This window comes from Nonomuraea sp. NPDC023979 (assembly GCF_040639085.1).
Classification (GTDB): domain Bacteria; phylum Actinomycetota; class Actinomycetes; order Streptosporangiales; family Streptosporangiaceae; genus Nonomuraea; species Nonomuraea ceibae.
Genome location: NZ_JBEZZG010000045.1, coordinates 47,346 through 69,130 on the forward strand (window position 1 = coordinate 47,346; position 21,785 = coordinate 69,130).

25 protein-coding genes are annotated in these 21,785 nt (G+C 74.3%); 13 read left to right on the forward strand and 12 right to left on the reverse strand.

Going from position 1 to position 21,785, the window contains the following annotated elements; genetic code table 11:
• Positions 1–47 precede the first annotated feature (47 nt).
• The 6 genes from AB0G11_RS44265 to AB0G11_RS44290 all read left to right on the forward strand — a co-directional run bounded on the left by AB0G11_RS44265 (position 48) and on the right by AB0G11_RS44290 (position 3,816).
• Positions 48–665, forward strand: a complete 618-nt coding sequence (locus AB0G11_RS44265; protein ID WP_357592905.1) for a DedA family protein — start codon at positions 48–50, stop codon at positions 663–665.
• Positions 649–1,746, forward strand: a complete 1,098-nt coding sequence (locus AB0G11_RS44270) for a histidine kinase (protein ID WP_219514598.1) — start codon at positions 649–651, stop codon at positions 1,744–1,746. Before AB0G11_RS44265 ends, AB0G11_RS44270 begins: the two co-directional genes overlap by 17 nt.
• Positions 1,737–2,381, forward strand: a complete 645-nt coding sequence (locus tag AB0G11_RS44275) for a response regulator transcription factor (RefSeq protein WP_219514606.1) — start codon at positions 1,737–1,739, stop codon at positions 2,379–2,381. The genes AB0G11_RS44270 and AB0G11_RS44275 overlap by 10 nt, the downstream gene beginning before the upstream one ends.
• A gap of 97 nt (positions 2,382–2,478) precedes the next feature.
• A complete protein-coding gene (locus tag AB0G11_RS44280) occupies positions 2,479–3,015 on the forward strand; it encodes a dihydrofolate reductase family protein (protein ID WP_357592907.1) in 537 nt (178 codons plus the stop codon).
• A 1-nt stretch (position 3,016) separates the two neighbouring features.
• Positions 3,017–3,418, forward strand: a complete 402-nt coding sequence (locus AB0G11_RS44285; RefSeq protein ID WP_357592909.1) for a hypothetical protein — start codon at positions 3,017–3,019, stop codon at positions 3,416–3,418.
• A complete protein-coding gene (locus tag AB0G11_RS44290; RefSeq protein WP_357592911.1) occupies positions 3,415–3,816 on the forward strand; it encodes a hypothetical protein in 402 nt (133 codons plus the stop codon). Before AB0G11_RS44285 ends, AB0G11_RS44290 begins: the two co-directional genes overlap by 4 nt.
• An 18-nt stretch (positions 3,817–3,834) precedes the next feature.
• Here the strand turns inward: AB0G11_RS44290 and AB0G11_RS44295 are convergent, their stop codons facing one another.
• Complete coding sequence (locus AB0G11_RS44295; RefSeq protein WP_357592913.1) at positions 3,835–4,941, reverse strand: ABC transporter substrate-binding protein; 1,107 nt, start codon at positions 4,939–4,941, stop codon at positions 3,835–3,837.
• Positions 4,942–5,022: 81 nt separating this feature from the next.
• Positions 5,023–5,712 (reverse strand): MerR family transcriptional regulator, encoded by a 690-nt coding sequence (locus AB0G11_RS44300; RefSeq protein WP_357592915.1) that lies wholly within the window; start codon positions 5,710–5,712, stop codon positions 5,023–5,025.
• A 101-nt stretch (positions 5,713–5,813) separates the two neighbouring features.
• Here AB0G11_RS44300 and AB0G11_RS44305 point away from each other — a divergent pair, with 101 nt between their 5' ends.
• Positions 5,814–8,105, forward strand: coding sequence for an excinuclease ABC subunit UvrA (locus AB0G11_RS44305; RefSeq protein ID WP_357592917.1), 2,292 nt, complete (start codon positions 5,814–5,816; stop codon positions 8,103–8,105).
• Between the two features lie 52 nt (positions 8,106–8,157).
• On the opposite strand, the gene AB0G11_RS44310 is transcribed toward AB0G11_RS44305, so the two are convergent.
• A complete protein-coding gene (locus tag AB0G11_RS44310) occupies positions 8,158–8,910 on the reverse strand; it encodes an alpha/beta fold hydrolase (protein ID WP_357592918.1) in 753 nt (250 codons plus the stop codon).
• A gap of 55 nt (positions 8,911–8,965) precedes the next feature.
• Positions 8,966–9,304, reverse strand: a complete 339-nt coding sequence (locus tag AB0G11_RS44315) for a YciI family protein (protein ID WP_357592920.1) — start codon at positions 9,302–9,304, stop codon at positions 8,966–8,968.
• Positions 9,305–9,326: 22 nt separating this feature from the next.
• On the opposite strand from AB0G11_RS44315, the gene AB0G11_RS44320 reads away from it, so the two are divergent.
• Positions 9,327–10,007: a phosphotransferase gene (locus tag AB0G11_RS44320; protein ID WP_357592922.1), complete on the forward strand. Its 681-nt coding sequence runs from the start codon at positions 9,327–9,329 to the stop codon at positions 10,005–10,007.
• A gap of 7 nt (positions 10,008–10,014) precedes the next feature.
• On the opposite strand, the gene AB0G11_RS44325 is transcribed toward AB0G11_RS44320, so the two are convergent.
• Positions 10,015–11,592 (reverse strand): ATP-binding cassette domain-containing protein, encoded by a 1,578-nt coding sequence (locus AB0G11_RS44325; RefSeq protein WP_357592924.1) that lies wholly within the window; start codon positions 11,590–11,592, stop codon positions 10,015–10,017.
• A gap of 55 nt (positions 11,593–11,647) precedes the next feature.
• Here AB0G11_RS44325 and AB0G11_RS44330 point away from each other — a divergent pair, with 55 nt between their 5' ends.
• Complete coding sequence (locus AB0G11_RS44330; RefSeq protein WP_357592926.1) at positions 11,648–12,286, forward strand: TetR/AcrR family transcriptional regulator; 639 nt, start codon at positions 11,648–11,650, stop codon at positions 12,284–12,286.
• Entirely contained in the window at positions 12,283–13,353 is a 1,071-nt protein-coding gene (locus tag AB0G11_RS44335; RefSeq protein WP_357592928.1) for a winged helix DNA-binding domain-containing protein, read from the forward strand. Before AB0G11_RS44330 ends, AB0G11_RS44335 begins: the two co-directional genes overlap by 4 nt.
• A gap of 59 nt (positions 13,354–13,412) precedes the next feature.
• Here AB0G11_RS44335 and AB0G11_RS44340 read toward each other — a convergent pair whose 3' ends face one another.
• The gene (locus AB0G11_RS44340) at positions 13,413–14,258 is read right to left on the reverse strand and encodes an alpha/beta fold hydrolase (protein ID WP_357592930.1); all 846 of its coding nucleotides are present in this window, start codon (positions 14,256–14,258) and stop codon (positions 13,413–13,415) included.
• A gap of 138 nt (positions 14,259–14,396) precedes the next feature.
• Between AB0G11_RS44340 and AB0G11_RS44345 the strand changes: the two genes are divergently transcribed.
• Positions 14,397–15,290 carry a sigma-70 family RNA polymerase sigma factor gene (locus AB0G11_RS44345; protein WP_357592932.1) on the forward strand — a complete coding sequence of 298 codons (894 nt, stop codon included), beginning with the start codon at positions 14,397–14,399 and terminating at the stop codon, positions 15,288–15,290.
• A 7-nt stretch (positions 15,291–15,297) separates the two neighbouring features.
• Here AB0G11_RS44345 and AB0G11_RS44350 read toward each other — a convergent pair whose 3' ends face one another.
• Genes AB0G11_RS44350 through AB0G11_RS44370 form a run of 5 tightly spaced genes read right to left on the reverse strand, consistent with a single transcriptional unit; the run spans position 15,298 to position 19,474 of the window.
• A complete protein-coding gene (locus AB0G11_RS44350) occupies positions 15,298–15,801 on the reverse strand; it encodes a hypothetical protein (RefSeq protein WP_219517318.1) in 504 nt (167 codons plus the stop codon).
• Positions 15,802–15,821: 20 nt separating this feature from the next.
• The gene (locus tag AB0G11_RS44355) at positions 15,822–16,808 is read right to left on the reverse strand and encodes a glycine betaine ABC transporter substrate-binding protein (RefSeq protein ID WP_357592934.1); all 987 of its coding nucleotides are present in this window, start codon (positions 16,806–16,808) and stop codon (positions 15,822–15,824) included.
• Positions 16,805–17,581, reverse strand: coding sequence for an ABC transporter permease (locus AB0G11_RS44360; RefSeq protein WP_357592936.1), 777 nt, complete (start codon positions 17,579–17,581; stop codon positions 16,805–16,807). The genes AB0G11_RS44355 and AB0G11_RS44360 overlap by 4 nt, the downstream gene beginning before the upstream one ends.
• The gene (locus AB0G11_RS44365) at positions 17,578–18,834 is read right to left on the reverse strand and encodes an ABC transporter ATP-binding protein (RefSeq protein WP_357592938.1); all 1,257 of its coding nucleotides are present in this window, start codon (positions 18,832–18,834) and stop codon (positions 17,578–17,580) included. Before AB0G11_RS44365 ends, AB0G11_RS44360 begins: the two co-directional genes overlap by 4 nt.
• A complete protein-coding gene (locus AB0G11_RS44370; RefSeq protein ID WP_219517320.1) occupies positions 18,827–19,474 on the reverse strand; it encodes an ABC transporter permease in 648 nt (215 codons plus the stop codon). Before AB0G11_RS44370 ends, AB0G11_RS44365 begins: the two co-directional genes overlap by 8 nt.
• A 61-nt stretch (positions 19,475–19,535) precedes the next feature.
• On the opposite strand from AB0G11_RS44370, the gene AB0G11_RS44375 reads away from it, so the two are divergent.
• Positions 19,536–20,675: a histidine kinase gene (locus AB0G11_RS44375; protein WP_357592940.1), complete on the forward strand. Its 1,140-nt coding sequence runs from the start codon at positions 19,536–19,538 to the stop codon at positions 20,673–20,675.
• 7 nt (positions 20,676–20,682) lie between these two features.
• On the opposite strand, the gene AB0G11_RS44380 is transcribed toward AB0G11_RS44375, so the two are convergent.
• Positions 20,683–21,399 (reverse strand): hypothetical protein, encoded by a 717-nt coding sequence (locus tag AB0G11_RS44380; protein WP_357592942.1) that lies wholly within the window; start codon positions 21,397–21,399, stop codon positions 20,683–20,685.
• Positions 21,400–21,470: 71 nt separating this feature from the next.
• On the opposite strand from AB0G11_RS44380, the gene AB0G11_RS44385 reads away from it, so the two are divergent.
• On the forward strand, positions 21,471–21,785 hold a 315-nt coding region (locus AB0G11_RS44385), incomplete at its 3' end, for a LysR family transcriptional regulator (RefSeq protein ID WP_357592944.1).

The following is a 21,785-nucleotide window of genomic DNA, read 5'->3' on the forward strand; positions in this document are numbered from 1 at the left end:
AGCGATCCTCATCCCAGGTAGAGTTGATCTTCCGTACCCTTATGCGCATGGTTGATTGGGTAGTGGAGTTGATGGACGCCCTCGGAGCGCCGGGGGCCGGAATCGCGATCGCGCTGGAGAACCTTTTCCCGCCGTTGCCGAGCGAAGTGATCCTGCCGCTGTCGGGGTTCACGGCCAGCAAGGGGTCGATGGGTCTGGTCGACGCGCTGATCTGGACGACGCTCGGCTCGGTGGTGGGGGCGCTGGCGCTCTACGGGGTGGGAGCTGCGCTGGGCCGGGAGCGGACGCTGGCGATCGCGGGCAAGCTTCCGCTGGTGAAGATCTCCGACATCGAGAAGACGGAGGCGTGGTTTCTCAAGCACGGCAAGAAGGCGGTGTTCTTCGGGCGGATGATCCCGATCTTCCGCAGCCTCATCTCGATCCCGGCCGGGGTCGAGCGGATGCCGCTGATGCAGTTCACGCTGCTGACGCTGATCGGCAGCGCGATCTGGAACACGGTGTTCGTGATGGCCGGCTACCTGCTGGGCGAGAACTGGCACCTGGTGGAGACGTACGCGGGCATCGGGTCGAAGATCGTGCTCGGCCTCGTGGCGCTGGCGGTGCTGGTCTTCATCGGCGTACGGCTGAGCGAGCGCCGCAAGGGACGGCATGCGGCCGGTCGTTGAGGGCGCGCGGGTCGCCGGCAGGGTGGCTCTGGGCGCGCTCACCGCGCCGGTGGAGCTGATCTTCCTGCTGGTGGCGCCGTTGCTGGGAGGACGGGCGGACGGGGCCGCCCGCCGGCTGGCCGCGCTGGAGGCCAGGCGGCTGCGGCTGGAGGTCTCGGAGCTGGACGCGCTGGTCCAGGGCGACCGGGACCGGCTGCTGCGCTATCTGGCCGCCCGGGCGCCCGTGGGGGTGCTGGGCGGGCTGCTGCTGTTCCTAGTGGGTTACGGCGTCAAGAGCGTCGTGGCGCTGCTGTGGAGCTGGGGGCACGGGGAGCCGTTCGACGGGATGGCGCCGTCGTGGACGATCGGCGGTTACTTCCTCCTCGTCGGACTTGTCGCACTTTTTTCGCTCTTGTCGGGCTTGGTGGGCGTACACGTCCTCGAACGCTGGCTGGCGAGCCGGCTGCTGGCCGGCGACCGCACGCTCGCCCTGGAGCGCCGCATCGCCGAGCTGGCCGAGAGCCGGGCGGGCATCGTCGCGGCCGTCGACTCCGAACGGCGGCGGATCGAGCGTGACCTGCACGACGGCCTGCAGCAGCGGCTGGTGGCGCTGTCGATGCTGATCGGACGTTCCCGCCGGGGCCGCCCTGAGCTGTTGGACCAGGCGCACGACGAGGCGCAGCGGGCGCTGGCCGAGCTGCGCGAGGTGGCCTGGCGGGTCTACCCGAGCGGGCTCGACACGTTCGGGCTGGGCGAGGCGCTGGCCGGGGTGTCCGAACGGGCCGGGGTGCCGGTGCGGGTGTCGTGCGAGCTGGCGGAGCGGCCGCCGATGGCGGTGGAGACGGCGGCGTACTTCGTGGTGAGCGAGGCCGTCACCAACGCGGCCAAGCACGCGTCGGCGGCCCTGGTCGAGGTGGACGTGCGCCGCGATGGCAGCATGCTCGTCGTGCGCGTACGAGATGACGGGACGGGCGGCGCGAGCGCCGCCGGCGGCGGCCTGTCGGGGCTGGGACGGCGGGTGGCGGCGCTGGACGGCGTCTTCGAGGTCGACAGCCCGCCGGGCGGGCCGACGCTGGTGACGGCGGTGCTGCCGTGCGGGTGATCCTGGCCGAGGACTCGACGCTGCTGCGCGAGGGCCTGGTGCGGCTGCTGCTGGAGGAGGGCCACGAGGTGCCCGCGGCCGTCGGCGACGGCGAGGCGCTGGTGGCGGCCGTGGCGGCGCACGTGCCGGACATCGTGGTGGTGGACGTGCGGATGCCGCCCACGCACACCGACGAGGGGCTGCGCGCGGCCCTGGAGATCAGGCGGCGCTGGCCGGGCGTGCGGGTGCTGGTGCTGTCGCAGTACGTGGAGAAGAAGTACGCCACCGAGCTGATGAGCGCGGACGTGGCGGGGGTCGGCTACCTGCTGAAGGATCGCGTGGCGCAGGTGGGCGACTTCCTGGACGCGCTGGAGCGGGTGGGCGCGGGGGGCGCGGCGTTCGATCCCGAGGTGGTGCGCCAGTTGCTGGCGCGCACGACGCAGGTGGATCCGCTGGCGCGGCTGACCGCGCGTGAACGCGAGGTGCTGGAGCGGATGGCGCAGGGGCTGACCAACGCCTCGATCGCGCAGGCGCTGCACGTGTCGCAGAGCGCCGTGGAGAAGCACGTGAACTCGCTGTTCGACAAGCTGAACCTGTCGCACGCCACCGGCTACAGCCGCCGCGTGCTGGCCATCCTGCACTTCCTGGAGTCCTAGACCCTCCCCGGAGCCGCCTCCGGGGAGGGCTGCGGCCGTCTTGACAAAATTTTTTGTCGGCTAGAGGATGGGGACCACCCGAGAAGGAGGTCCCTCCATGAGGAAGATCATCGCCGGCCTGTTCGTGTCGCTCGACGGCGTCGTCGAAGCACCTCAGACCTGGCATTTCCCCTACTATGACGAGGACATGGGCCGGTCGGTCGGCGCGCTCATGGACCGGGGCGAGGCCCTGCTCCTGGGCCGCAGCACCTACGAGGAGTTCGCCGCGCACTGGCCGCACCAGAACCCGGACGAGGATCCGATGGCCAAGCTGCTTAACGACATCCCCAAGTACGTGGTCTCCACCACCCTGGCCGACCCCGCCTGGCACAACACCACGGTCGTCGGCTACGACCAGGTGGCGGCGCTCAAGCGGGAGCCGGGCGGCGACATCGGCATGAGCGGCAGCCCCGCGCTGGTGCGCTCGCTGCTGCGCGACGGGCTGCTGGACGAGCTGCACCTGCTCGTGCACCCGCTCGTCGTGGGCGGCGGCCAGAAGCTGTTCGACGACGCGACCGGGCGGGTCCCGCTGCGGCTGACCTCCTCCACCACGTTCGGCACCGGCGTGCTGGACCTGACCTACGAAAGGGTCTGACATGGCCGGCAAGACCGTCTGCGAGAAGCTGCTGATCAAGCCCGGCGCCTCGGTGTGGATCTCTCACGCCGAGCACCGGCCGCTGCTGGACCCGCTGCCCGAGGACGTGACCCTGGCCGCCGGGCCCGGCGAGGCGGGGGTCGCGGTGCTGTTCGCCTCCGGCGCGGACGAGGCGCGCCGGCTGCTCGACGAGCACCGCGACGGGCTCACCCGGCCCGCGGTGCTGTGGGTGGCCTACCCGAAGGGCAACAAGGCCGACGTCAACCGGGACACGCTCTGGCCCATCGTGGGCGAGTACGGGCTGCGCCCCAACGGGCAGGTGGCGGTGGACGAGGTGTGGTCGGCGCTGCGCTTCCGGCCGCTGAAGGAGGGCGAGCCGCCGTTCACGGGCGGGCGCTCGTGACCGCCGGCAGCCACGTGCCCGGCCCTGGCCTGGCCCTGGAGATCATCGTCAGGATCCTGGTGTGGCTGGCCCGTGACGGCGAGCGGCAGGCGGCCATGCTCGGGCGCGGCCGGCTCCCGGTCGACGAGCTCGCGCTGGAGTACGACGGCGCGCTGGCGACGCTCTGGGTCCTGAAGGAGGCCCGGACCCTGAGCCCGGGCGTCATCGGCGAGCTGGAGCGCCTCGACCGCCGCCTGGAGGAGATGAGCGGGGAGGAGAACGCGCGCCTGTGGACCCCCGCCGCCCTGGGCGAGGCGGCGGAGTGGGCGGCGGTGCGGGAGCTGGCCCGGGAGGCCCTGGCCGGCGTGGAGCGTGAGACGGGGATCCGCGGCGAGGCCGTGGCCCGGGAGTCGATCTGACCCCGCCCGCGCTCCTTGTCAGCCGGTGTGCAGGATCCGGAAGCGGCCGGGGTGCCCGGGGTCGCGGTCGGCGACCTGGACGGGCGGCCACGCCCACTGCCGGACGTTGATGCCGGGCACGTCGGAGAACCGTATCGGCCCGCGGGTGCCCTCGACGTCCATGTGCGGCCAGGCGTCGGCGATGCGCGCCCGGTCGGCGCCGTGGGAGCGCAGCACGCCGGCCAGGACGGTGATCGTGTCGTAGCCCTCGAAGGCGACGAAGGACGGCGTTTCGGCCAGCTGTTCGCGCAGGGCGGTCTCGACGCGGGCGCCGAGCGGGGTCAGCCGCTCGGGCAGGTAGCGCAGGAACGGTATCGCGGCGCCGTCGCCGCCCAGCGCGGCGGCCCAGCCGGCGAACTCCGGCTGTCCGGCCGGGGCGCCGATCAGGAGGCCGGCCAGGCGGGGGTCGCGGCGGACGGCCCGGACGATCGGCACGGCGGGCTCGGGGGTGCCGACCAGGAGCAGCAGGGCGGTGGCGCCCTGGGCGGCGAGTTCGTCGCACGCGGCGGCGGGGGTGAGCGCGCGCATGTCGAGCTCGGCGAGCGTGCCGCCGCGCGGTGTGAGGTGCTCGCGGAGGATGCGGGTGCCGGAGGCCCAGTACAGGCTCGGCTCGGTGGCCACGGCGACGCGGCGGTGGCCGGCGCCGAGCAGGAAGTCCGCGTAGATCCGCCAGCCGTGGGACTGGGCGGGCGCCAGGCGCGCGACCGTTTTCGCGGGCTGTTCGGTGAGCGCGTCGAGGACCGCCGACGAGCAGAGGAACGGCAGGCCGAGGGCGTCGGCCCGGGTGGCGGCGGCGCGCGCGACGACGCTGTGGTACTCGCCCGCCACGGCGGCGACGCCGAGACCGGCCAGCTCCTCCACGGCGGCCTCGGCCTTGCCCGGGTCGGCGGCGGTGTCGCGGACGAGCAGTTCGAGCGGCCGTCCGGCGATGCCGCCGTCGTCGTTGACGTGGCGGGCGGCCAGTTCGAGCCCGGCGTGCAGGTGGCGGCCCGCCTCGGTCCAGCCGGGCCGGGTCAGCGGGACGAGCGCGCCGATCCGGACGGCCGGCCCGTCGATCCGCTCCGCCTGCGATGGTGGCGTGTCCATGCGTGGTGTCTCCCGTGTGCAGATTGTCTGCATTATGCCGGGATCTCCGGTCCAGCATCGGCCCGGTGCCGCGCACGCCGTCTAGTCGTGGCCGCCGAGGTAGGCGTGCAGGCGGGCGGCGGCTTCGAGCATGGCGGTGGCCCGTCCGGTGAGCTCGGCCTGGCGGTGGGTGATGGCGGCGCGCAGCGCGGCGCTGCCCCCGGTGCGGCGCAGCCCGTCCAGCACGAGCCTGATCTGCGGGAACGGGTAGCGGCCCTGGCGCAGGATGGCGACCATGCGGGCGTCGCGGACGTCGGCCGGCCCGTAGGTGCGGTAGCGGGTGCCGTGCTCGCGGCGGGGTTTGAGCAGCCCGGCCGACTCCCACAGCCGCAGGGCCGAGGCGCGCACGCCGAGGTGGGCGGCGACCTCGCCGATGCGCAGGCCGGAGCGGGGCGCCTGGGTGGTGTCCTGCCCGGCGACGGCTTCCAGGGCCTCGCCGGTGGCGCGCAGGGCCAGGCGCTGCTCGTGCAGCTCGGCGTGGCCGGCGTCGATGAGCGTGAGGGCGACGGGCACCTGGCCGTCGTGGACGGCCTGCATGATGGCCCGGGCCAGGTCGCGGCCGAACCCGGCGGCCAGCGCCTGGTAGGCGAGCAGGGCGCGGCGGTGGCGGGCGTCGAAGCTGCGGTAGCCGGCCGGGGTGCGGGGCGTCGGCGGCAGGACGCCCTCGTCGGCGTAGTTGCGGATCTGCTGCGTCGACACGCCCGCCAGCCGGGCCAGGTCGATGGGCCGCACCGCACCTCCAGGGTTACGTCGGATTTTAAGGTTCGCCCGGTGAAAGCCCAGGAAATCTCGCCAAAAGTCTATATCAGCAGTTTAATGGCAAACTTGAAGCCATGAATGGCGGAAGCTCACCTGCTCACGATCACACCGCGGCCGACAGCCACGACCACATCCAGGTCCGGGGCGCGCGCGAGAACAACCTCACCGGCGTCTCCCTCGACATTCCCAAGCGGCGGCTCACCGTCTTCACCGGGGTCTCCGGCTCCGGCAAGTCCTCGCTGGTCTTCGAGACGATCGCGGCGGAGTCACGCCGGCTGATCAACGAGACCTATACGGCGTTCCTGCAGGGGTTCATGCCGAGCCTGGCGCGCCCGGACGTCGACGCCCTGCACAACCTGAGCGCGGCGATCATCGTCGACCAGGAGCGGATGGGCTCCAACGCCCGCTCGACCGTCGGCACCGCGACCGACGCGTACACGATGCTGCGCATCGTCTTCAGCCGGATCGCCACCCCGCACGTCGGCCCGCCGATGGCCTTCAGCTTCAACCTGCCGGCCGGGATGTGCCCGGCGTGCGAGGGCCTGGGCAAGATCACCGACATCGAGGTGGACGAGCTCGTCGACCGGTCGCTGTCGCTGAAGGAGGGCGCGATCAAGGTGCCCGGCTACGGCGTCGACACCTGGCCGTGGCAGATCATCGTCGGCTCCGGCTTCTTCGACCCCGACCGCAAGCTGGCCGACTACACCGAGACCGAGTGGGCCGACTTCCTGCACAAGGAGCCGGTCAAGGTCAAGGTGGGCGCCAACAACTTCACCTACGAGGGCCTGGTCCCCAAGGTGCGGCGCAGCTTCCTGGGCAAGGACCGCGAGTCGATGAAGGGGCAGACGCGGGCGTTCGCCGACCGGGCGGTGCAGCTGACCACCTGCCCCGACTGCAAGGGCACCCGGCTCAACGAGGCGGCCCGCTCGGCGACGATCGACGGCGTCGACATCGCGGCGTGCTCGTCGATGCAGATCAGCGACCTGGCGGCGTTCGTCGCGGGCATCTCCGACCCGACGGTGGGCCCGGTGGTGCAGGGGCTGCGTGACACGCTGGAGTCGCTGGTGGAGATCGGGCTGGGCTATCTGAGCCTGGACCGGGAGTCCTCGACGCTGTCGGGCGGCGAGGCGCAGCGGGTGAAGATGGTGCGCCATCTCAACTCCAGCCTGACGGACGTCACGTACGTGTTCGACGAGCCGACGGCGGGCCTGCACCCGCACGACATCCAGCGGATGAACGACCTGCTGCTGCAGTTGCGCGACAAGGGCAACACGGTGCTGGTGGTCGAGCACAAGCCGGAGACGATCAGGATCGCCGACCACGTGGTCGACCTGGGGCCGGGCGCGGGCGCGGCCGGCGGCACGCTGTGTTACGCGGGCGATTTGGCGGGGCTGCGCGCCTCGGGGTCGCTGACCGGCCGCTACCTGGACCACCGGGTCACGCTGCGCGAGTCGGTGCGGCAGCCGTCGGGGTGGCTGCCGATCCGCGGCGCCACCCAGCACAACCTGCGTGACGTGAGCGTGGACCTGCCGGCGGGCGTGCTCACGGTCGTCACCGGGGTGGCGGGGTCGGGCAAGAGCTCGCTCATCCACGGCAACCTGGCGGGCCGCGACGGCGTGATCGTGGCCGACCAGTCGCCGATCCGCGGCTCGCGGCGCAGCAACCCGGCCACCTACACCGGCGTGCTCGACCCCATCCGGGCGGCGTTCGCGAAGGCCAACGGGGTCAAGCCGGGCCTGTTCAGCGCCAACTCCGAGGGGGCATGCCCGGCGTGCAAGGGCATCGGGCTGATCTACACCGATCTGGCGATGATGGCCGACGTGGCGACCGTGTGCGAGGAGTGCGACGGCAAGCGGTTCACGCCGCAGGTGCTGTCCTACACGCTGCGCGGCAAGAACATCAGCGACGTGCTGGGCATGTCGGTGTCGCGGGCGCGCGAGTTCTTCACCTCGGGGCCGGCGCGGGCGATCCTGGACCGGCTGGAGGCGGTGGGGCTGGGGTACGTGGCGCTGGGCCAGCCGCTGACGACGCTGTCGGGCGGTGAGCGGCAGCGGCTGAAGCTGGCCATCCACATGGCGAAGAACGGCACCACGTACATCCTGGACGAGCCCACCACGGGCCTGCACCTGGCGGACGTGGACCGGCTGCTGGCGCTGCTGGACCGGCTGGTCGACGACGGCAACACGGTGATCGTGATCGAGCATCACCAGGCGGTGATGGCGCACGCGGACTGGATCGTGGACCTGGGGCCGGGCGCGGGTCACGACGGCGGCCAGGTGGTCTTCACGGGCACGCCGGGCGAGCTCGTCGCCTCCGGCACGTCGCTGACGGCCCGGCACCTGCGCCTGTACGTGGACGGCGAGTAGCGGGCGGTCACCGCCGCCGCCGTGGTGCGGGCGGCGGCGGTCCCTGCCGTGCTCAGCGCGCGCAGAACTCCGTCAGGATCGGGGCCAGGGCGGCGGGGTCGAGGTGGTGGGAGGCGCCGGGCAGCTCGCGTGCCGTGGCGTCCGGGAGCGCCGCGGCCAGGGCGTGCGTGCGCTCGCGCATCGCGGCCGGGCTCGCGCCGCCGGCGAGGGCCAGCACGGGGATCGTGACGGCCTGGGTGTCGACGGGGGTGCCGGTGATGGTCAGGTCGTACTCCAGTGTGTGGGCCATCGCCTCCAGCGCGGGCCGGAACGGCGCACTGCGGGACCGGGTGACCAGCTCGGCGGGCATCCCGACGATTTCGGCCTGGAAGTACTCGACGGCCTCGCCCCGTCGTCGGGCCCTGACGAGCTCGCCCACCCGCTGGGCCGGCCCGAGGCGCGGCGCGCTGTCGTAGGGGGCCTCGTACAGGGCCAGGCGGGTGATGGCGCTGCCGCGGGCGGCGGCGTGCAGGGCGAGCAGGGCGCCGGAGGAGTAGCCGAACACGGCCGCGGCCCCGCCGGCGGCGTCGATCACGGCGTCGAGGTCGTCGAGCTCGCGCTCGACCGTGTAGGGGGCGAGATCGCCGCTGTCGCCCCGGCCGCGCCGGTCGTAGGTGTGGACGGTGAAGGCGGCGGCGAGCCGGCCGGCCAGCTGCGTCCCGGTGGAGTGGTCGTTGAAGGCCCCGACGACCAGCACGAGTGCCGGGCCGGTGCCGGTGCTGTGGCAGGCGATGGGGGTGCCGTCGCGGGAGATGACTGTGTTCATGCCCCTACGACGAACGGCGGGCCCGCCCGCCGACACCCCCGCCGGGAGAAGTTCGTCAGGGAAGGGGCGCCTCCTGGAGGGGCCGGATCTCGATGCTGCCGTAGCGGGCGAAGGGGTGGGCGGCGGCGATGGCGACGGCCTCGTCCAGGCCGCTGCACTCGATGACGGTGAAGCCGCCGATCTGGTCCTTGGTCTCGGCGAACGGCCCGTCGGTGAGCAGCACCTCGCCGTCGCGGACGCGCACGGTGGTGGCCTCGGTCTTCGGGCGCAGCCCGGCGGCGGTGACGAGGACGCCGCGGCGGGTCATCTCCTCGCTCCAGCCCTCGCAGCCGGATCGCGCCTGTTCCTCGGTGACCGTGTCCTCGTCGAATCCGATCATCAGCACGTAACGCATGGTCCGAGCCTAGATTGGGGGCATGATGCTGGGGGATCTGCTGGCCAGGGGCCGCACCGCCGACGTGTACGAGGCGGGCGAGGGCCGGGTGCTGCGCCGCTACCGCGACGGTGACGACGCGGGCGGGGAGCTGGCGACGATGACGCTCGTGGCGGCGGCGGGGTTCCCGGTGCCGAAGGTCTTCCCGGAGCGGCCGCTGCCCACGGACCTGGTGATGGAGCGGGTGGCGGGCGCGACGATGCTGGTGGCGCTGGTGGACGGCTCGATGGCGCCCGAGGAGGGCGGCCGGATGCTGGCGGAGCTGCTGCGCCGCCTGCACGCGGTGCCGCCGGGCGCGCAGGCGGGGCCGGGTGAGCGGGTGCTGCATCTGGATCTGCATCCGGACAACGTGCTGCTGTCGCCGCGCGGCCCGGTGGTGATCGACTGGCAGAACGCCGAGCTGGGGCCGCCGGCGCTGGACTGGGCGACGTCGGCGCTGATCCTGGCGCAGGCGGCGGTGACCCGGATGGTGGAGCCGGTGGAGCTGACGCGGCTGCTGCTGGCGTCGCTGCTGTCGTGCCGCGACCCCGAGGAGCAGGGGGGTGAGCTGTTCGGCGGGCAGCTCGCCGAGGCGTGCGCGCGGCGGGCGGCCAATCCGACGATGTCGGCGGAGGAGACGGCGGCGCTGGGCGAGGCGGTGGAGCTGGTCCACGCGCTGGCCTGAGGGGCGGCTACCGGTCCCATACGGGTTCGGCGCTCTCGCTGACGTGGCCGTCGGCGGCGCAGATGAGGTAGCGGTCGAAGTCGGCGGCGAACCACCGGTCGTGGGTGACCGCCAGCACCGTCCCCCGGTAGGCGGCCAGGCCCTGCTGGAGGGCTTCGGCCCCGGCCAGGTCCAGGTTGTCGGTGGGCTCGTCGAGCAGCAGCAGGGTGGCGCCGGACAGCTCCAGCAGGAGGATCTGCAGCCGGGCCTGCTGGCCGCCGGACAGCGTCTCGAAGGGCCGCCTCCAGGCGGGGGCGAGCTCGTAGCGGGCCAGCGCGGCCATGGCCTCGTCGCGCTCGAGCGGGCGGCCGGTGGCGGTCCCGGTCGTGACGAGGTCGGCGATGGGCTGCCCGGCCAGGTCGGGCCGCTGGTGGGTCTGGGCGAACAGGCCGGGCCGCACGCGGGCGCCGAGGGTGAAAGCGCCGGTGTGGGCGACGGGCTGGCCGGCGAGCAGGCGCAGCAGGTGGGACTTGCCGGTGCCGTTGAGGCCGAGGACGGCGACGCGCTCGCCGTACCAGATCTCGGTGTCGAACGGTTTCAGCAGGCCGGGCAGGGCGAGCTGTTCGCAGGTGAGGGCGCGTTTGCCGGTGCGGCCGCCGCGCAGGCGCATGCGCACGTTCTGCGGCTTGGGGGCGCGTTCGGGCGGGCCGGCGTCCTCGAAGCGGGCCAGGCGGGTGAGCGCGGCCTGGTAAGAGGTGGCCAGGCCGTCGTTGCGGGTGGCGCCGCGGCGCAGGGTGTCGGCGATGCCGCGCAGCCGGGCGTGTTCGCGCTCCCACTGGCGGCGCAGGTCGTGCAGGCGTTCGGCGCGTTCGCGGCGGGCGCGGGCGTAGCCGCTGTAGCCGCCGCCGTGCACCCACACGCGGCCGGCTTCGACGGTGACGACGCGGTCGGCGGTCTCGGCCAGCAGGTGGCGGTCGTGAGAGACGAGCAGCACGGTCTTGGGGGTCTCGCGCAGCCGCCGTTCCAGCCACTGTTTGGCGGGCACGTCCAGGTAGTTGTCCGGTTCGTCGAGCAGCAGGACGCGGTCGGGGCCGCGCAGCAGCGCCTCCAGCATGAGCCGTTTGCGTTCGCCGCCGGACAGCGTCTCGACCGGGCGTTCGCGCACGGCGTCGAAGGGGCGGCCGAGGGCGAGCGTGGTGCAGGTGTCCCAGACCACTTCGAGCGCGTAGCCGCCGGTGTCGGCGTAGTCGGCCAAGGCCTGGGCGTAGCGGAGCTGGGCGGGCTCGCCGTCCAGGTCGCGGCCGGCTTCGGCGAGTTCGGCGGCCGCGGCGGCGATCGGCGCGGGGGCGACGGCGAGCAGCAGTTCGGCGACGGTGCCGGGGCCGGGGAACTGGCGCAGCACGCCGATCCCGCCGGAGGCGGCGACGCGGCCGGCGGCGGGCCGCAGCTCGCCGGCGATCAGGCGCAGCAGGGTGGTCTTGCCGGCGCCGTTGGGGCCGACGAGCGCCGCGACGACGCCGTCGCCGACGCGGAACGACACGTCCCGTAGCAGGGGCCGCCCGTCCGGCAGCCGGTAGGTCAGCTCGCTCACCTCGACATGGCTCATTGTTCCATTACTAGACCATCGATCCGGTCCTCGTACAGCGTATTATCGTCGGGTGGTGAACGAGAGCGTGTGGCTGCGGCCCGCCCGGCGCGAGCGCCGGCCCCTCACCCTGGACCGGATCGTCGCCGAGGCCGTCGCCCTGCTCGACGAGGAGGGCGAGGCCCGCCTGACGATGCGCCGGCTGGCCGAGCGGCTCGGCACCGGCTCCACCACCCTCTACTGGCACGTCAAGACCAAGGACGACGTGCTCGACCTGGCGCTGGACGCCGTGTTCGGCCAGGTGCCGCTGCCCGAGGGCGGCACCTGGCGGCAGCGGGCGGCGGCGCTGGTCACCGGCTGGCGGGCCGCCCTGCTGCGCCACCCGTGGTCGACCGGCCTGCTGGACCGCCCGCTGATGGGCCCCAACGCGCTGGAGCGCACCGAGTTCCTGTACGCGACGCTGGCCGAGGCCGGGTTCACCGGCCCCGACCTGACCGCCGCGGCCTTCAGCCTGTCGACGTTCGTCACCGGCTCGGCCACCATGCAGGCCCGCGACCCGGCCGGCAGCGGCCCCGGCCTGGCCCGGCACCTCCAGCAGCACCGCGACGCCTACCCGACCCTGGCCGCGCACGGCCTCGACCCCGACTGGGACGCCGCCTTCACCCGCGGCCTGGCCTACCTCCTCGACGGCATGACCCCCGGAGCCACCCCGTGATCACCCTGCGTGACCTCAACCGCGCCACGCTGGCCCGCCAGCTCCTGCTGCGCCGCCACGCCATGACCGCGCTGGAGGCCGTCGAGCACCTGGTGGGCCTGCAGGCCCAGGCGCCGTTCCCGCCGTACTTCGGCCTGTGGTCGCGGCTGTCCGGCTTCGAGCCCGGCGAGCTGGCGCGGCTGCTGGAGGAGCGCCACGTGGTCAGGCTCGTGCTCATGCGCGGCACCGTCCACCTGGTCAGCGCCGCCGACAGCCTCACGCTGCGCCCGCTGACGCAGCCGCAGCTCACCCGCTACCTGCACAGCGCGTACGGCAGCCGCATCGCCGCCCTCGACCTGGACGCGGTGGTCGCGACGGGCCGCCGGGCGCTGGACGGCGGCCCGCTGACCGGGGCGGCGCTCGGCGCCCGGCTGGCCGGCGAGTTCCCCGGCGTCAAGGCGGCCGACCTGGCGCAGATCATGCGCATCCTCGTCCCGCTCGTGCAGGTGCCGCCGCGCGCCGTGTGGGGCCGCTCGGGGCAGACCACGTACGCGACGGCCGAGTCGTGGCTGGGCCGCGACCCGGACCCGAGGCCCTCGCCCGAGACGCTGGTGCGCCGCTACCTGGCGGCGTTCGGGCCCGCCACGGTGGCCGACGCGCAGGCGTGGTCGGGGCTGACCGGGCTGCGCGAGGTGGTCGAGCGGCTGCGCCCGGAGCTGGTCACGCTGACGGGCCCGGACGGCAGGGAGCTGTTCGACCTGCCCGGCGCGCCCCGGCCGGGCGGTGAGGCGCCCGCGCCGGTGCGGCTGCTGGCGCCGTTCGACAACCTGCTGCTCAGCCACGCCGACCGCACCCGGGTGATCGCCGACGCCGACCGGCCGCGGGTGATCACCGTCAACGGCCAGGTGCTCGGCACGGTGCTGGTCGACGGGTTCGTGCGCGGCACCTGGAAGCGGGACAAGGCCGTGGTGAGCGTCGAGCTGTTCGCGCCCGTCACCGGCGCGCAGGCCGACGAGATCCGCGCGGAGGCCGCCGCGCTGCTCGCCTTCGCCGCGCCCGGCAGCGCGCACGACATCCGGGGCGTCTGACCCGGCCGGCGGGCCTGGGCCGCCCGTCGGCCGCCCGTCAGCCGCCCGTCGGCCGCCCGTCAGCCGAGCGCCGCCAGCACGTCGGCCAGCCGTCCCGGCATCGACAGGAACGGCGAGTGGGAGGCGTCCAGCTCGACCACGGACACCGGATCGCCCGGGAAGGCGGCGTCGGCCTCGGCCACGAACCTCGCCTGCAACGCCGGCACGATCGCCCGGTCGGCCGTGCACATGACGTACGTGCGCGGCACCGAGCCCCAGCCGTCGCGGGTCAGGGTCGTGGTGCCGAGCATGATGCCGATGGGACCGTCGGGGGTCAGCAGTGCGGTGGCGGCACCGGCGAGCCCCGGCTCCACGTCGCCGTAGAACGCCTCGTACAGCGCACGCCGGTAGGCGGCGTCGCTGGTGGCCAGGTCGAGCCGCAGCGCCCCGGTGCGGGCGGGGTCGCCGCGCAGCAGCGGCGCGACCTGGTCGGCCGCCGCCTCGGGCAGCCGCGTGCAGGCGGCGGCCGACAGGCCGGAGGCCGGCAGGTAGGCGGTCAGGTAGACGGCGTGCGCGACCAGGGCGGGCCTGCGCTCGGTGACGCGCATCAGCACGGGGCCGGCCGCGCTGTGGGCGACCACGGTCACCGGCCGGCCGCCGCCGATGCGTTCGAGCTGCGCCGTCAGCAGCGCGGCGGCCTGCTCCAGGCTCACGTCGCCCACCGGCGACACCTCGGCGCGCACGGCCTCGGGGTCGTACGGGCGTGCGGTGAGCCAGCGGGGCCTGCGGGCGCGCAGCCCGTGCCCGGCCAGGTCGACGGCGACGGCGGCGCGGCCGGCGGCGGCCAGGTGGGGGATGACCTCGCTCCAGCACCAGGAGCCGTGCCAGAAGCCGTGCACGAGCACCAGCGTGGAGGTGGCGGGCATGGGCGCTCCTTCGCGGCCGGGGAGACGATCAACGCCATCGTCGGCGCTTTCGCCGCGTCGGGCCACCCCTGTCCCGCTTCGCCGGGAGGGTCCGGTTAGGGTGTGCGCACGCCATCGCGGGAAGGGACGAGGACCAGGGTGAACGAGCGCGTCGCAGATGACCGGCTGGCCGGGCTGTTCGAGGAGCACCGGGGCGGGCTGCGGGCCGTGGCCTACCGGATGCTCGGCTCGGTGAGCGAGGCCGACGACGCCGTCCAGGAGGCGTGGCTGCGGCTGAGCCGCTCCGACGTCTCCGGCGTGGACAATCTGGGCGCGTGGCTGACGACCGTGGTGGCGCGGCTGTGCCTGAACATGCTGCGCGCGCGCCGGACCCGCCGCGAGGACCCGCTGGAGGCCCAGAGCGGGCCGGACGGCGGGCCGGCGGGCGGGCTGACGGGCGGGGCGGACCCGGAGGAGGAGGCGGTGCTGGCCGACTCGGTCGGGGTGGCGCTGCTGGTGGTGCTGGACCGGCTCAGCCCGGCCGAGCGGCTGGCGTTCGTGCTGCACGACCTGTTCGCGGTGCCGTTCGAGGACATCGCCGTCATGCTGGAGCGGACGCCGCAGGCGGTCAGGCAGCTGGCCAGCCGGGCGCGCCGCCGCGTCAGGGGCGGCGACGCGCCGCGCCCGGACGCGCCGCAGCGGCGGCGGGTGGTGGAGGCGTTCCTGGCGGCCACCCGGGGCGGGGATTTCGAGGCGCTGGTCAAGCTGCTGCACCCGGACGTCGTCCTGCACGCCGACCGGCGGGTCGTGCCGACGCCGGAGCCGATCGTGGTGCGCGGCGCCCGCCGGGTGGCCGAGGGCGCGATGGCCGCCACCGGCCGGGCCCGCTTCACCGGCGTGGCGCTCGTCGACGGCGTCCCGGCGCTGGCGATGGCGCCGTACGGCCGCCTGTCGGTCGTGCTGACCTTCACCTTCGACGGGGATCTGATCACCGGCGTCGACGTGGTCGCCGAGCCGGACCGGCTGCGCGCCCTGGAGGTGGCCGTCGCGTGAGGCGCGTTCAGAAGGGCGTGTCGACGCCGAACGTCTCGCGCAGCAGCCGCATGTCGTGCACGTCCCGCTCGGCCGGCTCGTAGCCCTGGTGGAAGGTCACCTGCTGGGCGGCCGACAGGCAGCGCACGCGCCGCCCGCCCAGCGTGCCCCAGGTGAACGCGCCGGCCGGGTAGGGGAAGGTGGCGCCGTGCGCGTCGGCGGGCTGGACGGCCGACCCGTCGGCGGCGAAGGTGAGCGGGTGCAGGTCGAGCTCGCGCCCGCGCGCGTCGGCCATGACGAAGCGGACCGGCCGCCCGGGGACCGCGCCGGGCTGTTCGGCGAACCCGGCGGCCGTCAGCGCGTCGATCAGGGCGGGCTCCTGCTCGGCCCGGTGCAGCAGGTCGAGGTCGCGGTGCGGCCGGGTCGGCCGGCCGATCAGGGCGTCGACGCCCCAGCCGCCGCCGATCCACGTCCGGCAGCCGGCGTCCTCGATCAGCGCCAGCACCTCGAGCACGTCGTCGAGTGTGAACACGGGCACGATCCTAGGCCCGCTCAGGTGATGAAGCCCTGCGAGCGCAGCCAGTCGCGGGCGACGAGCACCGGCACGTCGCCGTCCACGTCGACCTGGGCGTTCAGCTTGCGGATGACCGCGTCGGTGAGCTTGGCGCTGATCGGCGCGAAGACGCGGGCGATCTCGGGGTGCTCTCGGGCGACCGGGCCGCGGATGGTGACCGACGGGTGGTAGAGGGGGAAGAAGTGGCGGTCGTCCTCCAGCAGCGCCAGGTGGAGCGCTTCGAGCCGGCCGTCGGTGGTGGTGACCATGCCGAGCGTGCACTGGCCGCTGGCGATCGAGTCGTACAGCACGCCGGTGGAGACGCGGCGCACCTTCGACGGCTGCACGTCGGTGCCGTAGCGCAGGCCGTAGGCGCGCAGCATGCCGAGGAACCCGTCGGAGCGGCCGAACGTCTCGTGGTCGACGCAGAACGTGCGCCGCTCGGGCGGCACCCGGGTGATGTCGGAGATCGTGCGCATGCCGTAGCGGGTGGCGGTGGCGCGGGTGACGGCCATGGAGTAGCTGTTGTTCAGCGGGGCGGGGGGCAGCCACACGATGTCGTTGCGGCGCAGGTCCAGCTCGCGCACGGCCTCGTACTGGCGGGCCGCGTCGGTGATCGGGTCGCTCCTGCCGAGGTAGGTGATCCAGCCGGTGCCGGTGTACTCCCACATGAGGTCGGCGTCGCCCCGGGTCAGCGAGCGGCGGGCGTTGACGCTGCCCTGCACGTTGGTGCGGTCGGCGACGTCGGCGCCGGCGACGGTGAGCGCGAGCACGGCGATCTTGCCGAGGATGAGCTGTTCGGTGAACTCCTTCGACGTCACCTGCAGCCGTACGCCTTCCAGCGCGGGGACGGGCCGGATGCTGCCGGGCCCGACCGGCGGGATGAACGCCGAGGCCGGCCGCAGCCCGCACCCGGCCGCCGCCACGAGCACCGCCACGAGCACCGCCACGAGCACCGCCGGCATCAGCAGGAGCGCGGGTCTCATGTGAGCCCCTTGGGCGACAGCAGCCGCTGGGCGACGCCGCCGGCCCAGTCGATGAGCATGGCCAGCACGGCGATGAGCACGCAGCCGGTGATCAGCACGAGGTTGCGCTGGGTGCTGACCCCGGCGGTGATCAGGTCGCCGAGGCCGCCCGCGCCGATGAACGCGGCGATGCCGGCGGTGCCGACGTTCAGCACGAGCGTGGTGCGCACCCCTGACAGGATGACGGGGACGGCCATGGGCAGCTCGACGCGCCACAGCACGCCGAACGCCGACATGCCGATGCCGCGCCCGGCGTCGATCAGCCGGGGGTCGACCTGTTCCAGGCCCACCATCGTGTTGCGCAGCGTCGGCAGCAGGCTGTAGGCGAACAGCGCGACGACCGCCGTCCAGAACCCGATCCGGAACACCACGGCCAGCAGCACGATCAGGCCGACGGCCGGGGTGGCCTGCCCGACGTTGACCACGGCCAGCACCACGGGGGTGGCCCTGCGCAGGGCGCGCCGGGTCAGCAGCACCCCGAGCGGCAGCGCGACCACCAGCACGAGCACGGTGGAGTAGAACACCAGCCGGATGTGCTCCCAGGTGCGCCGGGCCAGGAACGGCAGCCGCAGCGCGCTGCGCTCGATGTCGTCCAGCGGCACCAGCTGGGTGTAGGCGACCATCGCGGCGGCCACGGCCAGGTAGACGAGCGGCGCGAGCAGCATGTGCCAGGAGCGGCCGACGTCCGGTTCGGGGATGGCGGCCTGCTGCGCGGCCGACCCGCTGACGGTCACGCCCCACCCCCCGGCCCGGACCCGCCGCCCCCGGGCCCGCCGTCACCGGATCCGCCGTCTCCGCTGTCGCCGGTCAGGCCGGACAGGCGCCGGCGGCGGCGCTCCCGCTCGCGCGCCTTGATCGCCTGGATCGCGTTCTGCACCGTGCTCAGCGACAGCACCCCCGCGTACGCCTGCCCGCGGCCGACGACCGGCACCACGTCGCTGTCGGCGTTCAGCAGCGCCTCCAGCGCGTCCTGCAACGTCATCCGGTGCCCGATCGGCGGCCCCGTCTCCTCGCCCAGCTCGCCGACGGGCCCGCGGGCGGCGGCCAGGTCGGCGGCGCTCACCCACCGGCGCGGCCGGCCCGCCTCGTCGACGACGAGCGCGAAGTCGCGGCCCTCGTCCTCGGCCTGGGCCAGCAGGGCGCGCGCGTCGGCGCCGGCGGTGGCGTGCGGCACCGAGTCGAGCCGGATGTCGCCCACCTTCGTCAGCCGCAGCAGCCGCATCGACGAACCGCCGCCCAGGTACTGCTCGACGTACTCGCCCGCGGGCGCGGTCAGGATCTCGGCCGGTCGCGCGTACTGGACGATCCGCGCCCCCCGCTCCATGATCGCGATCCGGTCGCCGATCTTCAGCGCCTCGTCGACGTCGTGCGTCACGAACACGATCGTCTTGGCCAGTTCCTCCTGCAGCCGCAGCAGCTCGTCCTGCAGCCGTTCGCGGGTGATCGGGTCCAGGGCGCCGAACGGCTCGTCCATCAGCATCACCGGCGGGTCGGCCGCCAGCGCCCTGGCCACCCCCACCCGCTGCTGCTGGCCGCCCGACAGCGCTCTGGGGTAGCGCTGGGCGAACGTCGCCGGGTCCAGCCCGACCAGCGTCAGCAGCTCCTCCACGCGGCGTGCGATCCGGCCGGAGTCCCACTTCAGCAGGCGCGGCACCTGCGCGATGTTGGCCGCCACCGTCAGGTGCGGGAACAGCCCGGCCTGCTGGATCACGTACCCGATGTTGCGCCGCAGCCGGTCGGGGTCGATGTCGCGGGCGCTGCGCCCGCCGATGAGGATGTCGCCGGACGTGGGCTCGTCCAGCCGGTTGATCATCCGCATCGTCGTCGTCTTGCCGCACCCCGACGGGCCGAGCAGCACCACGATCTCCCCGGCGGCGATCGTCAGGTCCAGCTCGTTCACCGCGGGCGCGGCCGCGCCGGGGAAGCGCTTGGTCACCGCGCGCAGCTCGATCGGCACTCCGCCGCCGCCCGCCGCCGTCTCAGGCACGGCGGCCTCCCGGCCTGGTCAGCCGCCCCAGCAGCACGAAACACGCGTCGAACGCAAGCGCCAGCAGCGCCACGCCGAGCGTGCCGGTGAGCGTGGAGTTCACCGCGTTCGCGCCGCCCAGCCGGGCCAGCCCGGAGAAGATCTGCTCGCCCAGCCCCGGCCCCGACACGTACGCGGCCACTGCGCCGATGCCCATCGCCAGCTGCGTCGAGACCCGGATGCCGGTCAGGATCACCGGCCAGGCCAGCGGCAGCTCGATCCGTGTCAGCGCCCGCAGCCGGCTCATCCCGATCCCGCGCGCCGCGTCCACCAGCATCGGGTCCACCCCCTGCAGCCCCACCACCGTGTTCCGGATGATCGGCAGCAGCGCGTACAGCACGATCGCCGTCACGCTCGGCGCCACCCCCAGCCCCAGCACCGGGATGAGCAGGCCGAGCATCGCCAGCGACGGCACCGTGAACAGCACCCCGGCCGTGCCGGTGGCCAGCGCCGCCCCGCGCGGCCGCCGGTAGGTGACGACGCCCACCGCCACGCCGATCACGGCGGCCACCAGCACGCACTGCGCCACCATGCTGGCGTGCTGCGCCGTCTCGAAGAGCAGCAGATCCCGCCGGTCGGCGATGTACTCCCACAGATTCACGCAGATCCCCCGATCACCGTGTTACTTACCGTGATCGGACATCCGTCTAACGTGGGAGGCGATGACCACCGACCCCGCCCGCGCGCCCGGCGGCCGCCCCTACGGGCCGCCGTCCGGCGCCGGGTTCCTCGCCTTCGCCCTGATCGGCGTCGCCGCCGCGTGGGACACCGCGGCCGGCGACAGCCGCCCCGCCTGGCTGGCCTGGCCGGGCCTGGCCGCCGTCATCCTCCTGTACGCGGCGGCGGTCCTGCTGGCCTTCCGCTCACGCACCGTGGCCGCCACGGTGGCGCTGGCCCTGCTGGGGGTGACGGTGACGGGCCTGGCGGCGCTGTTCGCCGGCGGCTGGCTGTACCTGTTCCCGCTGGCGGGCATCGCGTGCGGGCTGGTGCTGGCCGGCCGCGCGGTGCGGGCCGCCCTGCTGGCGCCGCTGCTGGCGGTGACGGCCGCGGCCGCGCTGGTCACGCTGGTCACCGGCGGCGGGCTGGAGCCGGTGATGGCGCTGGCGTGGGGGACGTTCAGCGCCGGGCTGGTGGTGGCGTTCATCATGCACCTGCACGCGCTCATCGCCGAGCTGGCCGGCACCCGCCGCCGCCTGGCCGAGACGGCCGTCGAACGCGAACGGCTGCGCTTCGCCCGCGACCTGCACGACCTGCTCGGGCACACGCTGTCGGTCATCGTCGTCAAGGCCGAGGCGGTGCGCCGCCTGGCCGAGCGCGACCCCGAGCAGGCAGGACGGCACGCCGCCGACATCGAGACGGTCGGCCGCCAGGCGCTGGCCGAGGTCCGCGAGGCCGTCACCGGCTACCGCGAGGGCTCGCTGAACGGGGAGCTGGCCCGCGCCGGTGACGTGCTGAGCGCCGCGGGCCTCACCCCGGACGTGCGCCGCACCGGCGCCCCGCCGCCGCCGTGGGCGCAGGACCTGCTGGGCTGGGTGGTGCGTGAGGGCGTCACCAACGTCCTGCGGCACAGCGCCGCCACCCGCGTCACCATCACCGTGGCCTCGCACTCGGTCACCGTCCACGACGACGGCCCCGCCACCCGGAAAGAGGCCGGCGGGGTGGCGGGCAGCGGGCTGCGGGGGCTGGCCGAGCGGGTGGCGCAGGCCGGGGGCAGGGTCGAGGCCGGGCCCGCGCCGGAGGGCGGGTGGCGCCTGCGGGCCGTCCTGCCCGCCGAGCCCCCCGATCTCCCCGGCGGCGAGTGAGCCCCCGCTATCCGGCGGCCGGCTGCCGGGCGGCGGCATGGCGGGCGACGGCGGCGGCGAAGGCCGCGATGACCGGGTGCGCGCGGCTGCCGTCACCGGCCAGCTCCGGCTGGAACAGCGTGCCGAGGAAGAACGGATGCCCCGGCAGCTCGGCCACCCGCACCGCCTCACCGGCCCCGCTCTCGTCGCTGTCGCCGTGGCCGGAGAACACCAGCCCGTGCTCCTCCAGCGTCCGCCGGTAGCCGTCGTTGAGCCCGTAGGAGCAGTTGTAGGCCTCCACGGTCTGGCGCGCCCCCATGATCTGCTCGATCAGCGACCCGGCGGCCAGCCGTACCGGGGCCTCGTGCCCGGCGAGCGTGCACGCGAGCGGGGTGAGCAGGTAGTCGTGCCCGGGGCCGTTCTCGGCGTGGGCGACGTCGAGCCCGCACACGCCGCGCGCGTACTCCAGCAGCATGTGCTGGAAGCCGCCGCACGTGCCCAGGAAGGGGATGCGCCGCTCGCGCGCGGTGCGCACGGCGGCGACGGCGCCTTCCTCGCTGGCGTACGGGCTGCCGGGCACCACCCAGATGCCGTCGAAGCCGTCCAGCCCGCCGGCGTCGGTGGTGGGGATCCAGTACGGGTCGAGCGCGAGGCCGTCGCGTTCACGCAACGCCTCCACCAGCAGGGGGATGCGCGTGTGGGCGCGCACGCCGGGGGAGCGGTCTCCGACCAGGGCGATTCTCATGCTCGCCATCGTGACCCCCGGCACCGGGTAAGCGCCAACGATAATGACTGCATGTGCTATAAGCGTTCCTGATGGATCCTCATCTGGTGCGGACGTTCGTGACGGTGGCGCGGCTGGGCTCGTTCTCGGCGGCGGCCGCCGAGCTGGGCTACACGCAGTCGGCCGTCTCCCAGCAGGTGGCGGCGCTGGAGGCCGATCTGGGCGCGCCGCTGCTGTCGCGCCGGCCGGTGGCGCCGACGGAGGCGGGGGAGCGGCTGCTGGAGCACGCCGGGCCGCTGCTGCTGCGCATCCGGGCGGCGCGGGCCGACGTGCGGCGGGTGGCGGCGGCGCCGGTGCACCGGCTGACGCTGGCCGTGGGCCCGCTGGCGCTCGGCCCCGTCCTGGCC

Bases quoted from the DNA above. Each gene is read 5' to 3' on its own strand.
- AB0G11_RS44280 (WP_357592907.1), top strand. From the start codon at position 2,479: ATGAGGAAGATCATCGCCGGCCTGTTCGTGTCGCTCGACGGCGTCGTC.
- AB0G11_RS44310 (WP_357592918.1), bottom strand. From the start codon at position 8,910: ATGAACACAGTCATCTCCCGCGACGGCACCCCCATCGCCTGCCACAGC.
- AB0G11_RS44265 (WP_357592905.1), top strand. From the start codon at position 48: ATGGTTGATTGGGTAGTGGAGTTGATGGACGCCCTCGGAGCGCCGGGG.
- AB0G11_RS44270 (WP_219514598.1), top strand. From the start codon at position 649: ATGCGGCCGGTCGTTGAGGGCGCGCGGGTCGCCGGCAGGGTGGCTCTG.
- AB0G11_RS44340 (WP_357592930.1), bottom strand. From the start codon at position 14,258: ATGCCCGCCACCTCCACGCTGGTGCTCGTGCACGGCTTCTGGCACGGC.
- AB0G11_RS44380 (WP_357592942.1), bottom strand. From the start codon at position 21,399: ATGAGAATCGCCCTGGTCGGAGACCGCTCCCCCGGCGTGCGCGCCCAC.
- AB0G11_RS44305 (WP_357592917.1), top strand. From the start codon at position 5,814: ATGAATGGCGGAAGCTCACCTGCTCACGATCACACCGCGGCCGACAGC.
- AB0G11_RS44325 (WP_357592924.1), bottom strand. From the start codon at position 11,592: ATGAGCCATGTCGAGGTGAGCGAGCTGACCTACCGGCTGCCGGACGGG.
- AB0G11_RS44315 (WP_357592920.1), bottom strand. From the start codon at position 9,304: ATGCGTTACGTGCTGATGATCGGATTCGACGAGGACACGGTCACCGAG.
- AB0G11_RS44285 (WP_357592909.1), top strand. From the start codon at position 3,017: ATGGCCGGCAAGACCGTCTGCGAGAAGCTGCTGATCAAGCCCGGCGCC.
- AB0G11_RS44320 (WP_357592922.1), top strand. From the start codon at position 9,327: ATGATGCTGGGGGATCTGCTGGCCAGGGGCCGCACCGCCGACGTGTAC.
- AB0G11_RS44355 (WP_357592934.1), bottom strand. From the start codon at position 16,808: ATGAGACCCGCGCTCCTGCTGATGCCGGCGGTGCTCGTGGCGGTGCTC.
- AB0G11_RS44295 (WP_357592913.1), bottom strand. From the start codon at position 4,941: ATGGACACGCCACCATCGCAGGCGGAGCGGATCGACGGGCCGGCCGTC.
- AB0G11_RS44375 (WP_357592940.1), top strand. From the start codon at position 19,536: ATGACCACCGACCCCGCCCGCGCGCCCGGCGGCCGCCCCTACGGGCCG.